Below are 12,652 nucleotides of genomic sequence, written 5' to 3'. Positions count from 1 at the left end.
GCCTGCATAGGGGCGACGGCTGCAGCGCCCCTTCAGGGGCGCGGGGAACTGCGCGACCAGCCCCCACCGGCTCGCGGAAAGAGAACTACTCAGACGACCGGCTTCCCAGTCAACTCCACCCCGGCCGCGCGCAGTTCCTCCAGCGCGCGGTCGGTCGTCTCCTTCGCCACCCCGGCCGTCAGATCAAGCAACACCTGCGTACGAAACCCCTCCCGCACAGAATCCAGCGCGGTCGCCTTCACGCAGTGGTCGGTGGCGATCCCGACGACATCCACCTCGTCGATCTCCCGCGCCCGCAACCAGTCCCCGAGCCCGACCCCGTTCTCGTCCCGCCCCTCGAACCCGCTGTACGCCGCCGCGTACGCCCCCTTGTCGAAGACGGCGTCGATCGCGCCGGAGGCGACCGCGGGCGCGAAGTTCGGGTGGAACCCGACCCCCTCCGTGCCCGCGACGCAGTGCGCGGGCCAGGAGTGGGCGTAGTCGGGGTTGTCGGCGAAGTGGCCGCCGGGCGCGATGTGGTGGTCGCGGGTGGCCACGACATGCCGGTAGCCGGCGGGCGCCTGCCCGATCAGCTCGGTCACGGCGGCGGCCACGTCGGCACCGCCGGCCACCGCGAGACTGCCTCCCTCGCAGAAGTCGTTCTGCACGTCAACGACGATCAAGGCGCGGCGCATGGTGGTGTCCTTCGCGGAGAGTGAGATTCGAGCCTAGAGACTTCGGCGCCACCGCGGGAGGGCGCACTCCTGATTTTCGTACTGGTCTTAACCGGCGGGACGTAAGTGGCGGGTCTTAACTACCCGAGCGCAGTTGGACGTACTCCGTAGGAATGACGGCCTCTCCGCGCGACAACTGGGTCGCGGACAGGGGCAGGTTGGCCCGCGCCGCCGCATGCCGGTCCCGTACGACGTCCAGCGGTTCGCGGGCCACGACCTCGCCGCCCTTGACCAGCTCGACGAGGAGCTGCCGTTCGGCCAGTTCGGCGGGGACGGGCCCGGTGCCGATGACCTCGGCCTCGGCGATCCCGTCGCCGTCCAGCCGCCGTGCGGCCCACTTGCGGCCGCCGATGGACGTCTTGCCGCCGCTGGACTTCTTGGCGACCGGCACCAGCGGCGCCTTCGGGTCGGCGGACTCGGCACGCGCGACCAGCTTGTAGACCATGGAGCAGGTCGGGTGCCCGGAGCCGGTCACCAGCTGGGTGCCGACGCCGTACGCGTCCACGGGCGCCGCCGCGAGCGAGGCGATGGCGTACTCGTCGAGGTCGGAGGTCACGATGATCTTCGTGTTGACGGCGCCCAGCTCGTCCAGCTGCTGCCGCACCCGGTGCGCGACGAGCAGCAGGTCACCGGAGTCGATGCGGACGGCGCCCAGTTCGGGCCCGGCGACCTCCACCGCCGTACGGACGGCCTCGGTGACGTCGTACGTGTCGACGAGCAGCGTGGTGTTGCGGCCGAGCGAGTCCACCTGGGCCTGGAACGCGTCGCGTTCGCTGTCGTGGAGCAGGGTGAAGGCGTGGGCGGAGGTGCCGACGGTGGGGATGCCGTAGCGGAAGCCGGCCGCGAGGTCGGAGGTGGTGGCGAAACCGCCGACGTAGGCGGCGCGGGAGGCGGCGACGGCGGCGAGTTCGTGGGTGCGGCGGGCGCCCATCTCGATCAGCGGGCGGTCGCCGGCGGCGGAGGCCATGCGGGAGGCGGCGGCCGCGATCGCGGAGTCGTGGTTGAGGATGGAGAGGATCACGGTCTCCAGGAGCACGCACTCGGCGAAGGAGCCCTCGACGCGGATGATCGGCGAGCCCGGGAAGTACACCTCGCCCTCCGGGTAGCCCCAGACGTCACCGCTGAAGCGGTAGGCGGCGAGCCACTCCAGGGTCTCCTCGTTGACGACGTTCCGCTCGCGCAGGAAGCCGAGGACGTCGGCGTCGAAGCGGAAGTTCTCCACCGCGTCCAGGACGCGTCCGGTGCCCGCGACGACGCCGTAGCGGCGGCCCTCGGGCAGCCTCCGGGTGAAGCACTCGAAGACCGAACGCCGGTCGGCCGTACCCGCCTTGAGGGCGGCCTGCAGCATCGTCAGCTCGTAGTGGTCGGTGAAGAGCGCCGTCGAGGGAACGTCCACCGGCAGCCCAAGGTCCGCTGTGTTCATGGCAACGGATGGTACTCCCATCTCGTCACTCTGACGATTTGTGGGGCCCATTTGTGCGGGCACCCCCTTCTGGTGGCAGCATGGGCGCTGTGACGTCACCCGCACCCCTGGAGATCGAACGCACCGAGTCGGCGGAGGAGCCCCGTCGGCCACCCCGTCCGCGCCGCAGCAAACCGACAACCCCCACCCCCCCACTCCCAGCGAAGCGTCCCGTCCCGTTCGCTCAGCGGACGCTCAAATCCAAATAACGATCGCGTCACCGCGGCGGCCAGGAATGCTGGTCGTCGCTCATTTTTGTCCGGTTCTTCCTGTGGTGTGCGCCACAAAAGTCCCCGTCGATCACGCTTGCGACCGTGATAGATCTTCACGACCGCCCGGCGGACGCCACCCATGTCCCGCCGGGTTCGCCATGCGGCCGACGGACCTCGGCCGGGCAGCTCCAGTCCATGGGGGGATTCGGAGAAAGGCGCACCACACATGACCTCCGCTCAGGTCGAGACGGACAAGGCCCCCGAGGAGGGGTACGAGCGCGGGCTCGGCAGCCGTCAGGTCCAGATGATCGCGATCGGCGGCGCCGTCGGCGTCGGGCTGTTCCTGGGAGCCGGGGCGAACATCGCCAAGGCCGGACCCAGCCTCATCTTCATGTACGCCCTGGCCGGCGTGATCATCTTCTTCATCATGCGGGCCCTGGGCGAACTGCTCCTGTACCGCCCGGTGTCGGGCTCCTTCGCGGAGTACTCCCGCGAGTTCCTCGGCCCGTTCTTCGGCTACTTCACCGCGTGGACGTACTGGCTGATGTGGGTGGTCACCGGCATGGCCGAACTCACGGCCGCCGCCATCTACGTCAACTACTGGTTCCCGTCCGTCTCCCAGTGGGTGACGGCGCTCGCCTTCCTGGTGATCCTCTTCGTCGCCAACCTGATCTCGGTGAAGCTCTTCGGCGAGATCGAGTTCTGGTTCTCGATGGTCAAGGTCACCGCCCTCATCGGCATGATCGTGATCGGCCTCGGCGTGCTCACCTTCGGCTTCAGCAGCGCCGGCGACACCGCCTCCGTAGCGAACCTCTGGCAGTTCGACGGCTTCTTCCCCAAGGGCATCGGTTCCTCCCTGATGACCCTCCAGGGCGTGATGTTCGCCTACCTCGCCGTCGAGCTGGTCGGCGTCACCGCGGGCGAGTCCGAGAACCCGGAGAAGACCCTCCCCAAGGCGATCAACACCCTCCCCTGGCGCATCGCCCTCTTCTACGTCGGCGCCCTCACCGTCATCCTCTGCGTCGTGAAGTGGACCGAATTCGCCCCGGGCGTCAGCCCGTTCGTCGAGGCGTTCGCGAAGATCGGCATCCCGGCGGGCGCGGGCATCGTCAACTTCGTGGTCCTGACGGCGGCCCTGTCCTCCTGCAACTCGGGCATGTACTCGACGGGCCGCATGCTCCGCACCCTCGCGGACAACGGCGAGGCCCCGAAGGCCTTCAGCAGGCTCTCCGCGTCCAAGACCCCGGCCCTCGGCATCACCGTCTCCGTCGCCTTCATGGGCATCGGCGTGGTCCTCAACTACGTCGTCCCGGAGAAGGCCTTCGGCTACGTCACCTCGGTGGCCACCGCCGCCGGCATCTGGACCTGGCTGATGATCCTGATCAGCCACGTCCTCTACCGCCGCGCGGTCGACGCGGGCCGCCTCCCGGCCTCGTCCTTCCCGGCCCCGGGCGGCGCGAAGTTCTCGTACGTGGCCATCGTGTTCCTGCTCTTCGTCACGGGTCTCATCGCCTACGACCCCGACTCCCGCGTCTGCCTCTACGTCATGGCGGGCTGGACCCTCGCCCTGGCCGCCGGCTGGTTCGCCCTGAAGGCCCGCAACCCGCAGGTCACCGAGCGCCGCGAGCCGGAGTTCGAGAAGGTCGGCTGACCCACCGGATCCCGGCATATGGGCCGCCCCGTACCACCACTCGGTACGCGGGCGGCCCTTCTGCATATCCTGACGACCATGTCGACCCTGACCATCACCCAAACCCTCTTCGACCAGATCGTGACGCACGCGCGCGCGGACCACCCCGACGAGGCGTGCGGAGTCGTCGCGGGCCCGGCGGGCACGGACCGCCCCGAGCGGTTCATCCCGATGCTGAACGCGGCCCGCTCGCCCACGTTCTACGAGTTCGACTCGCAGGACCTGCTGAAGCTCTACCGCGAGATGGACGACCGCGACGAGGAGCCGGTGATCATCTACCACTCCCACACCGCGACCGAGGCCTATCCCTCCCGCACCGACCTCTCCTACGCCAACGAGCCCGGCGCCCACTACGTCCTCGTCTCCACCGCCGACACCGACGACGCCGGCCCCTTCCAGTTCCGCTCCTACCGGATCGTGGAGGGCGAGATCACGGAGGAGGACGTGAAGGTCGTAGAGGCATACTGACCGCGTACGCAACAGCCCAACTCGCCGTGACGGAGATGGTGTTGACGCAGCGGTCGAACGCGCGGCGCCCCACGCTGGAGGATGTCGCCCGCTGGTCGGGGGTCTCGAAGTCCACGGTGTCGCGGGTGGTCAACGGCGAGCCCAAGGTGAGTCCGGAGGTCGCGGTCCGGGTCCGGGAGGCGATCTCCGCGCTGGGCTATGTGCCCAACCAGGCGGCCCGGCAGCTGGTCACCCGGCGCACCGGCGCCGTCGCGGTCGTGGCCGCGCAGCCCGAGGACCGGCTGTTCCTCGACCCGTTCTTCGACTGCCTGCTGCGCGGCATCCGCTCCGAACTCGCCCGGCACGGCGCCCAGGCCGTCCTGCTGTTCGTCGACGAACCCGACGACTACGCGCGCGTGGCCGACTACCTCGGCGGCGGCCATGTCGACGGCGCGATCCTGTTCTCGCTGCGCCCCGGCGACCGGATGCCCGAGATGGTCGACCGGCTCGCCCTGCCCGCCGTGTTCGGCGGCCGACCCCTCCTGTGCGACGGCGATCCCGTGCGCGGCCAGGCCTACGTCGACGGCGACAACCGCGGCGGCGCCCAACTGGCCGTCCGCCACCTCCTCGCCCTCGGCAGGCAGCGCATCGCCACGGTCACCGGCCCCTACGACCAGGAGCACTCCGCCGCCGACCGGCTCGCCGGCTACCGGGACGCCCTCCCGGACACCGCGCCCCACCTGGTCGAACGCGCCGACTACACCCGGCAGGGCGGCGCCGACGCCATGGCCGCGCTGCTCGACCGCCACCCCGACCTGGACGCCGTCTTCGTCGCCTCCGACCTCATGGCCTCCGGCGCCCTCCAGACCCTGCGCGAACGCGGGCGCCGGGTCCCGCAGGACGTGGCCGTGGTCGGCTTCGACGACCTCGTCTCCATCTCCGAGTCGACCGACCCACCGCTGACCACCGTCCACCAGGACGTCGCCGAGATGGGCCGCCTGCTGGCCCGGCTCCTGTTCGACCGCACCGAACAGGACAGCGGGGAGGACCTGCCGTCGGCGATCGTGCCCACCCGGCTGGTCGTACGGCAGTCCGCCTGAGCTGCGCCGTCTCAGCCCCCGAATGAATTTCGTCCGAATTGTGAGATCACCTACCGGGGCCCGGACCGGGAATCGATACGATGAGCCCATGGTTCTTCTCGACGTGAGCGACAAGGCGCCGGGCACGCTGCTCGTGGCGCGGCTGCACGTCGACCTGTGCAGGCTGAACAGCGCCATCTGTTGACAGCGCGCTGTCGCCGTACAGGCCGTGCGCCGCGGCAAGCAGACGTGTGCCCACCGACACCAGACGACCCCTCCCGCTTCCGACAGGAGCCCCTTGCCATGGCCATCGAGGTCCGCATCCCCACCATCCTCCGCACCTACACCGGCGGCGAGAAGGCCGTCGAGGGTGCCGGTGAGAACCTCGCCGCGCTCTTCGCCGACCTCGAGACCCGGCACGCGGGCATCCAGGCCCGCATCGTCGACGGCGGCGAGCTGCGCCGCTTCGTCAACGTCTATCTGAACGACGAGGACGTCCGCTTCCTCGACGGCATCAACACCAAGCTGACCGACGGCGACAGCGTCACGATCCTGCCGGCCGTGGCCGGCGGTATGGCCTGATCGTCGATGCGTTACGACTCTCCGCTGGCTGCGGTGGGCAACACCCCTCTGGTGCGCCTGCCGCGGCTCTCGCCGTCCACCGACGTCCGCATCTGGGCCAAGCTGGAGGACCGCAACCCGACCGGCTCCGTCAAGGACCGCCCGGCCCTGCACATGATCGAACAGGCGGAGAAGGACGGCCGCCTCACCCCCGGCTGCACGATCCTGGAGCCGACCTCCGGCAACACCGGCATCTCGCTCGCGATGGCCGCCAAGCTCAAGGGCTACCGCATGGTCTGCGTGATGCCCGAGAACACCTCGCAGGAACGCCGTGAACTGCTCGGAATGTGGGGCGCCGAGATCATCCCGAGCCCGGCGGCGGGCGGCTCCAACACGGCCGTACGCGTGGCGAAGGAACTCTCGGCCGAGCACCCGGACTGGGTGATGCTCTACCAGTACGGCAACCCGGACAACGCGGGCGCCCACTACGCGACGACGGGCCCGGAGATCCTCACCGACCTCCCGTCCATCACCCACTTCGTCGCGGGCCTGGGCACGACCGGCACCCTGATGGGCGTCGGCCGCTACCTCCGCGAGCACAAGCCGGACGTCAAGATCGTCGCCGCCGAGCCGCGCTACGACGACCTCGTCTACGGCCTCCGCAACCTCGACGAGGGCTTCGTCCCCGAGCTCTACGACGCCTCCGTCCTCACCACCCGCTTCTCGGTCGGCTCCGCCGACGCGGTCACCCGCACCCGCGAACTCCTCCAGCAGGAGGGCATCTTCGCCGGCGTCTCCACCGGCGCGGCCCTGCACGCGGCGATCGGCGTGGGCAGGAAGGCCGTGGCGGCGGGGGAGAGCGCGGACATCGCGTTCGTGGTCGCGGACGGCGGCTGGAAGTACCTGTCGACGGGCGTGTACACGGCGGCGACGACGGAGGAAGCGATCAAGACCCTCCAGGGCCAGCTCTGGGCCTGATCCGAGCGCCCCGGGCGGTCACTCCCCGGGGCCCCAGGAGACGACCGCCTCACGGCCCCGGTCGCCCTTCATCCTCGCGTCGACGTGGTCGAGCACCGCGAGGCCGTAGAGCGCGACCGCCATCCGCACCTGGCCCGGGTCGTACGGCTCCGTCGCCGGGCGCGTGGCCGGATCCAGCTCCGCGTACCGTTCGAACGCCATCCTGAGCACCTCGTCCCCCTTGGCGGTCGTGGGTGGCATCGGCCCCGGCGTGAACCGACCGCCGGGCAGCGCCCGCAGTACGGTGAGCGCACCGATGACCAGCGCCAGCGCGGCCCGGATCCAGGCCTGGTCGAGGAGCAGCACGGCCACCGCCGGTACCGTCGCCGCCGCGGCGATGGTCGACCAACGGCCCCGGGCCGGCGGTCAGCCGGGCACGCGCTCGGACCGGTCCCGCAGATAGCCCTCGCTGATCAGCCGCGCCTTCGCCTCCTCCAGCAGGTGCCAGGAGTTCGGGATCACCAGGTCCGACAAGTACTCGCCCTCCAGGTGGATGCGGGAGTAGGCAGGGTCGCGCACATGCGGCGGCAGCGCCGCGGTCCACAGTTCGCGCTCGAACGGGTCGGCGGTCTCGGGCAACCTGCCGCGAGCGATCCAACGCTGCCTGCCGGGTCCGTCGGGCGACGCCCGGCGCAGGAGACCAGCGGCCACCAGGCCGGCCACCGCGCCCTCTCTCATCCTTGACGGGTCCTGGCCGTTCAGCCAGACCAGGCCCGCCGGCCCCAGCCGTTCCACGGCATCCGGCTCGACGCGGACGTCGTTCCGCTCCTGGGCCAGGATCGCCTTCAGCCGGGCGTCCTCGACAGCGTCACGCGCGCGGTTGTCGAGACCCCACGCCAGCCACGCGACCACCAGGCAACCCGCGAGTACGAGCCAGTCCGTCATACGGGTCAGTATCCCCGCACACCGGCGTTCGCCCCCTTCGCACACCACCCCAATTGCCGTGCAATCAGCGGTCGTTGCGCCCTACGCGCCTACCGCGCGAGATGCCGTACCTGGTCCCACAGCACCGGGTCCGCGACCCCCACCCGCCGTCGGAAATCGGCCACCGGCACGGACCGCAGCTCGGCGGTCTCCAGATAGCTCGCCCGCCCCTGCGCGTCCCCGACCGACCCCGGGGGCAGCGCGATCACCCCGCCCCGCTCGTCGTGGTACTTGCTGGTGATCTTCGCGACCGTCGCGGTCCGCCCGCGCACCGCGAGCACCAGACACGGCCGGTCCTTCGCCGCGCCCGGCTGATCCTCGTAGGGAACGTTCGCCCACCAGATCTCGGCGGGCCGCGGCCGGTCCCCCCGCACCTTCCGTGCGGGGCGGCGCCCGCGCCCCCACCCGTCGACCAGCGTGGCGACCAGCGCCAGCAACATCACCGCCGCGAGCGCGAGCCACCAGAACCTGTCCATGCGACGACGTTACCGGCGCGCAATCCCGGCCGCGCGCCCTCTCGCACACCCCACACGCCCCGGTTCCAGCCGAACCGGTGACACCACAGGTGAGTTCCCCCACAACAGCCCTTGGCGGAGGAGCGACCGGCCCTTTTGCGCCTTACGCTCGACGGACCGCACGACCCCCGTCCCCCAACTCCAGAAGTAATCCGCCAGCGGAGGTTTCTGCTTTATGAAGCTCACCGTCGTCGGCTGCTCGGGGTCGTTCCCGTCCGCGGAATCGGCCTGTTCGAGCTACCTCGTAGAGGCCGACGGCTTCCGGCTGCTCCTCGACATGGGCAACGGCGCCCTTGGCGAGCTGCAGCGCCACTGCGGTCTCTACGACCTCGACGCGATCTTCCTCAGCCATCTGCACGCCGACCACTGCATCGACATGTGCGCGTACTTCGTCGCGCGCTACTACCGCCACGACGGCGGCCGTTGCGACCCCATCCCGGTCTACGGCCCCGAGGGCACCGAGCACCGACTCACCACGGCCTACGCCGACACCCCCACCGCGTCCTCGATGAGCGAGGTCTTCGACTTCCACACGGTGAAGCCGTCCACGTTCGACGTCGGCCCCTTCACCGTGCACACCGAGCGGGTCCGCCACCCCGTCGAGGCCTACGCCATCCGCGTCGAGCACGGCGGCCGGTCCCTCACCTACTCCGGTGACACGGGCGTCAGCGAATCCCTGGACGAACTCGCCCGGGACACCGACCTGTTCCTGTGCGAGGCCGCGTTCACCCACGGCAAGGAGAACATCCCCGACCTCCACCTCAACGGCCGCGAGGCGGGCGAGTCGGCGACCAGGGCGGGAGCCCGGCGCCTGGTCCTGACCCACATCCCCCCGTGGACCGACCCCCAGGCCAACCTGGCCGACGCCCGCGAGGTCTTCGCCGGCCCGGTGGAACTGGCGGCGCCGAGGGCGTCGTACGACATCTGACGTCCGCGCCGCGGAATCCTTCGGCAGCCTGCTCCGCTCAGCGCAGCAGGCTGCCGCCGTCCACCGTCAGGACCTGGCCGGTCAGTGCCTCGGCGGCGTCGCCGGCCAGGAAGCCCACGGTCGCGGCGACGTCGTCGGGGACGAGAGGGCGGGGGAGTGCCTGGGTGGCCAGGGCCGCGTCGAAGGCCTCGTCCGGCTGGTAGGCGGTCGCCGGGGTGCGGGTGAGCCCCGGGGCGACGGACGTCACGGCGATTCCGTCCCTGCCCAGCGCGGCGGCCAGGGTGCGCGCGAACGCGGTGAGCGCTCCCTTGCTGGTGATGTAGCCGAGCAGGTCGGGGGTCGGCGGCCGCCACACGGTGTCGGAGGTGATCAGCACGATCCGGCCGAAGCCACGCTCCCGCATCCCGGGCACGAAGGCCTGCGCCAGCAGCAGGACCGACTCGACGTTGACGGCCTGGATCCGCCGCCAGTCGGCGAGGCCGACGGTCTCCCACTCCAGCGCGTCGGCCGCGGCGGCCGAGTGCACGAGCACGTCGACGCGGCCGTACCGCTCCAGGATCTCGGCGGCTGCCCGCCGTACATCCTGCTCCGAGGCGAGATCGCAGACGACGTCTCCGGTGCGGTCCAGGACGACGACCCGGTGTCCGAGCCGGGCGAGTTCACGGGCGATCGCACCGCCGATCGCGCCGGCTCCGCCGGTCACCACCGCGACCCGTGCGGTCGGGAGATCACTCGGGACATCAGCCATGGTTCTCATCTCCTGCGTCGCAGCATCGAAGGCATTGAAGGCATTGAAGGGCGCTTATTGCTCAAGCAAGCAAATTGTGCGCCAGTCGACGGGCGCACGGCAAGTCGCCGCTGCGGCATAGTGGGACGTGTAACCGTCACCCTTACACGCTCCAGGATCGCCATGCCCACCAGTAGTCGCTTCGTCGTCGCCGTCCACGCCCTGGTCGCCCTCGCGGTCACCGGCGACAAACCGCTGCGCTCGGAGGACCTCGCCCACTCCGCCAACACCAGCCCCGTGGTGATCCGCGGCCTGCTGTCCCGGCTGAGCGCGGCCGGGCTCACCAGGTCCCAACTCGGCGCGGGCGGCGGCGCGTTGCTGGCCAGGCCGGCCGAGGAGATCAACCTCCTCGAGGTGTACCGCGCGGTGGAGGACACCCGGCTTTTCACCCTGCACCGCACTCCGCCGCCGCCGGACTGCGCGGTCGGCAGCAACATCGTGGGCGGTCTCCAGCCCGCGCTGACCCGCGCCCGCGAGGCCTTCGAGGCGGAGCTGGACCACACCACGGTCGCCGAGATCGCCGACGAGGTCGCCCGCCTCGGGAAGTTCACGATGCCGCTCGAATGGTGACCGCGTGACGCGGTGGTCCGTGGCGCCCCTCGAAGATAAGTGTCGCTGTGTCGCTTACACAGTGCCAGTGTCGGAGCGTCCGCCGCCCAGGGCGGACGTCCCTCTCGACAGGAGCACACGATGAGCAGCACCCCCTCGGCCGTCGACCTGCTGCGGCGCACCTTCGACACCTTCCTCGCCAAGGACATGAAGGCCTGGACGGATCTGTGCGCCGACGACGTCGTCGCCGAATTCCCCTTCGCCCCGGAGGGATCGCCCGCCCGGATCGAGGGCCGCGAGGCGCTCTACGACTACCTGCGCGGCTACCCCGACCTCATCGACATCCGCGAGATCCCCTCGGTGCGCGTCTATCCGACCGCCGACGAGAACGTGGCGATCGCGGAGTGGAGCGTGATCGGCAGCGTGGTGTCCAACGGCAACCCCTACAACATGAGTTACGCGACCTTCGCGACCTTCCGCGACGGACTCGTCGTCAACTACCGGGAGTACTGGAACCCGAAGGTCTTCCTGGAGGCGCTCGGCGGCGACAGCTTCTGATCGCACGCCCCCGTATGCCGAACTGCTTGCCTGAGCAACTAAACAAGCCTATTGTTGCTCAGGCAAGCAATTACAAGCCCCCTGTATCTTGCGTTCTGCGTCGCGCAGAGAAGAGGTCCAGAACATGGCCGTCCACGCCTCCCGCCGCTCCCTCCTGGCCCGCGCCGCCGCCCTGACCGCGGTCCCCGCGATCGGCTCGGTCGTCGCCGACACGGCACTCGCCGCCCCGGCCCGCGCCGCCGACAGCAGTGACCTGCCCGACTTCGCCCCGGTGCCCCAGTCCTCGCTCGGCCCGGCGCTCAACAGCCAGGGCTACTACGTCGGACGTATCAAACGGAACCTCTACTGGGTCACCGACGGCACCTATGTCTCCGCGTTCCTGACCACCCGCGACGGCGTGGTGCTGCTCGACGCGCCGCCGTCGATCGGCCACAACATCCAGCGCGCGATCGACGACGTGACCAGGCCGAGCGGCCTGAGCAACAAGGTCACGCACCTCGTCTACTCGCACCACCACTCCGACCACGCCGGCGGCTCCGGCATCTTCGGCCGGCACGTCACCCGGATCGGCCACTCCGAGACCCGCAGACTCCTCCTCCGGGACAACGACCCCAACAAGCCCGCCCCCGAGGAGACCTTCGAGGACCACCGGGTCCTGCACATCGGCGGCGAGCGCATCGAACTCGCCTGGCAGGGCGCCAACCACACCCCCGACAACATCTACATCCACCTCCCCGACCACGACACGCTGATGCTGGTGGACGTGGCCCTGCCCGGCTGGGTGCCCTTCGCCAACCTCAACATCAACGAGGACATACCGGGCTCGCTGCAGGCACCGGCCAAGGCCCTCAAGTACCCGTGGACCACCTTCATCGGCGGCCACCTCGGACGCCTGGGCACGCGCCACGACCTCAGGATCCACATCGACTACATGGACGACCTGGAGACGGAGATCCGCACCGCCCTCACCACGGTCGACGCCACCCCCTACTTCGTGAAGTACGGCAACAACACCTGGGCCGCGGTCAAGACCTACCTCGACGAGGTGATCGCGGTCGCCGCCCGCCCGGTCGTCCGGAAGTACACCGGCGTCCTCGCCGCGGCCGACGTCTTCACCGAGAGCAACGCCTTCATGCTCATGGAGTCGATGCGCCTCGACACCGGCTTCGGAATGACCGTCCACGACTGACCCGCCCCCACCCGACTCACC

At 70.2% G+C, this 12,652-nt stretch carries 16 protein-coding genes and 1 pseudogene; 11 read left to right on the top strand and 6 right to left on the bottom strand.

What is annotated here, in order from left to right:
* Positions 1 to 89: 89 nt before the first annotated feature.
* Positions 90 to 674: an isochorismatase family protein gene (locus SSP08S_RS02135; protein ID WP_019065926.1), complete on the bottom strand. Its 585-nt coding sequence runs from the start codon at positions 672 to 674 to the stop codon at positions 90 to 92.
* Between the two features lie 115 nt (positions 675 to 789).
* Complete coding sequence (locus tag SSP08S_RS02130) at positions 790 to 2,136, bottom strand: nicotinate phosphoribosyltransferase (RefSeq protein WP_019065925.1); 1,347 nt, start codon at positions 2,134 to 2,136, stop codon at positions 790 to 792.
* Positions 2,137 to 2,216: 80 nt separating this feature from the next.
* Here SSP08S_RS02130 and SSP08S_RS64745 point away from each other — a divergent pair.
* From SSP08S_RS64745 to SSP08S_RS02100, 7 genes and pseudogenes are all read left to right on the top strand, one after another.
* Positions 2,217 to 2,297: pseudogene (locus SSP08S_RS64745) on the top strand (ATP-dependent Clp protease adapter ClpS); the annotation flags it as partial.
* A 316-nt stretch (positions 2,298 to 2,613) separates the two neighbouring features.
* Positions 2,614 to 4,038 (top strand): amino acid permease, encoded by a 1,425-nt coding sequence (locus SSP08S_RS02125; RefSeq protein WP_019065924.1) that lies wholly within the window; start codon positions 2,614 to 2,616, stop codon positions 4,036 to 4,038.
* A gap of 78 nt (positions 4,039 to 4,116) precedes the next feature.
* On the top strand, positions 4,117 to 4,545 hold the full coding sequence (locus SSP08S_RS02120; RefSeq protein WP_019065923.1) for a M67 family metallopeptidase: 429 nt from the start codon (positions 4,117 to 4,119) through the stop codon (positions 4,543 to 4,545).
* A 35-nt stretch (positions 4,546 to 4,580) separates the two neighbouring features.
* Positions 4,581 to 5,624 (top strand): LacI family DNA-binding transcriptional regulator, encoded by a 1,044-nt coding sequence (locus SSP08S_RS02115; protein ID WP_019065922.1) that lies wholly within the window; start codon positions 4,581 to 4,583, stop codon positions 5,622 to 5,624.
* Positions 5,625 to 5,712: 88 nt separating this feature from the next.
* Positions 5,713 to 5,808, top strand: coding sequence for a putative leader peptide (locus SSP08S_RS64420; RefSeq protein ID WP_019065921.1), 96 nt, complete (start codon positions 5,713 to 5,715; stop codon positions 5,806 to 5,808).
* A 98-nt stretch (positions 5,809 to 5,906) separates the two neighbouring features.
* Positions 5,907 to 6,185, top strand: coding sequence for a MoaD/ThiS family protein (locus SSP08S_RS02105; RefSeq protein WP_019065920.1), 279 nt, complete (start codon positions 5,907 to 5,909; stop codon positions 6,183 to 6,185).
* Positions 6,186 to 6,191: 6 nt separating this feature from the next.
* Complete coding sequence (locus SSP08S_RS02100; protein WP_019065919.1) at positions 6,192 to 7,142, top strand: PLP-dependent cysteine synthase family protein; 951 nt, start codon at positions 6,192 to 6,194, stop codon at positions 7,140 to 7,142.
* 18 nt (positions 7,143 to 7,160) lie between these two features.
* On the opposite strand, the gene SSP08S_RS02095 is transcribed toward SSP08S_RS02100, so the two are convergent.
* From SSP08S_RS02095 to SSP08S_RS02085, 3 genes are all read right to left on the bottom strand, one after another.
* Entirely contained in the window at positions 7,161 to 7,493 is a 333-nt protein-coding gene (locus tag SSP08S_RS02095) for a hypothetical protein (protein WP_019065918.1), read from the bottom strand.
* 54 nt (positions 7,494 to 7,547) lie between these two features.
* On the bottom strand, positions 7,548 to 8,066 hold the full coding sequence (locus SSP08S_RS02090; RefSeq protein WP_019065917.1) for a hypothetical protein: 519 nt from the start codon (positions 8,064 to 8,066) through the stop codon (positions 7,548 to 7,550).
* 89 nt (positions 8,067 to 8,155) lie between these two features.
* The gene (locus SSP08S_RS02085) at positions 8,156 to 8,581 is read right to left on the bottom strand and encodes a type II toxin-antitoxin system PemK/MazF family toxin (protein WP_019065916.1); all 426 of its coding nucleotides are present in this window, start codon (positions 8,579 to 8,581) and stop codon (positions 8,156 to 8,158) included.
* A gap of 214 nt (positions 8,582 to 8,795) precedes the next feature.
* Here SSP08S_RS02085 and SSP08S_RS02080 point away from each other — a divergent pair, with 214 nt between their 5' ends.
* Positions 8,796 to 9,548: an MBL fold metallo-hydrolase gene (locus tag SSP08S_RS02080; protein WP_019065915.1), complete on the top strand. Its 753-nt coding sequence runs from the start codon at positions 8,796 to 8,798 to the stop codon at positions 9,546 to 9,548.
* A gap of 37 nt (positions 9,549 to 9,585) precedes the next feature.
* Here the strand turns inward: SSP08S_RS02080 and SSP08S_RS02075 are convergent, their stop codons facing one another.
* Positions 9,586 to 10,296: an SDR family NAD(P)-dependent oxidoreductase gene (locus SSP08S_RS02075; RefSeq protein ID WP_019065914.1), complete on the bottom strand. Its 711-nt coding sequence runs from the start codon at positions 10,294 to 10,296 to the stop codon at positions 9,586 to 9,588.
* Between the two features lie 162 nt (positions 10,297 to 10,458).
* Between SSP08S_RS02075 and SSP08S_RS02070 the strand changes: the two genes are divergently transcribed.
* From SSP08S_RS02070 to SSP08S_RS02060, 3 genes are all read left to right on the top strand, one after another.
* Positions 10,459 to 10,905 (top strand): Rrf2 family transcriptional regulator, encoded by a 447-nt coding sequence (locus SSP08S_RS02070; RefSeq protein WP_019065913.1) that lies wholly within the window; start codon positions 10,459 to 10,461, stop codon positions 10,903 to 10,905.
* A gap of 120 nt (positions 10,906 to 11,025) precedes the next feature.
* The gene (locus SSP08S_RS02065; RefSeq protein WP_019065912.1) at positions 11,026 to 11,442 is read left to right on the top strand and encodes a nuclear transport factor 2 family protein; all 417 of its coding nucleotides are present in this window, start codon (positions 11,026 to 11,028) and stop codon (positions 11,440 to 11,442) included.
* 124 nt (positions 11,443 to 11,566) lie between these two features.
* On the top strand, positions 11,567 to 12,631 hold the full coding sequence (locus tag SSP08S_RS02060; protein WP_026178111.1) for an MBL fold metallo-hydrolase: 1,065 nt from the start codon (positions 11,567 to 11,569) through the stop codon (positions 12,629 to 12,631).
* Positions 12,632 to 12,652 lie beyond the last annotated feature (21 nt).

It is taken from the genome of Streptomyces hokutonensis (assembly GCF_000376565.1).
Taxonomy (GTDB): Bacteria; Actinomycetota; Actinomycetes; order Streptomycetales; family Streptomycetaceae; genus Streptomyces; species Streptomyces hokutonensis.
Note: the sequence above shows the minus strand (reverse complement) of the source record. Positions and strands in the feature narration are given on the sequence as shown.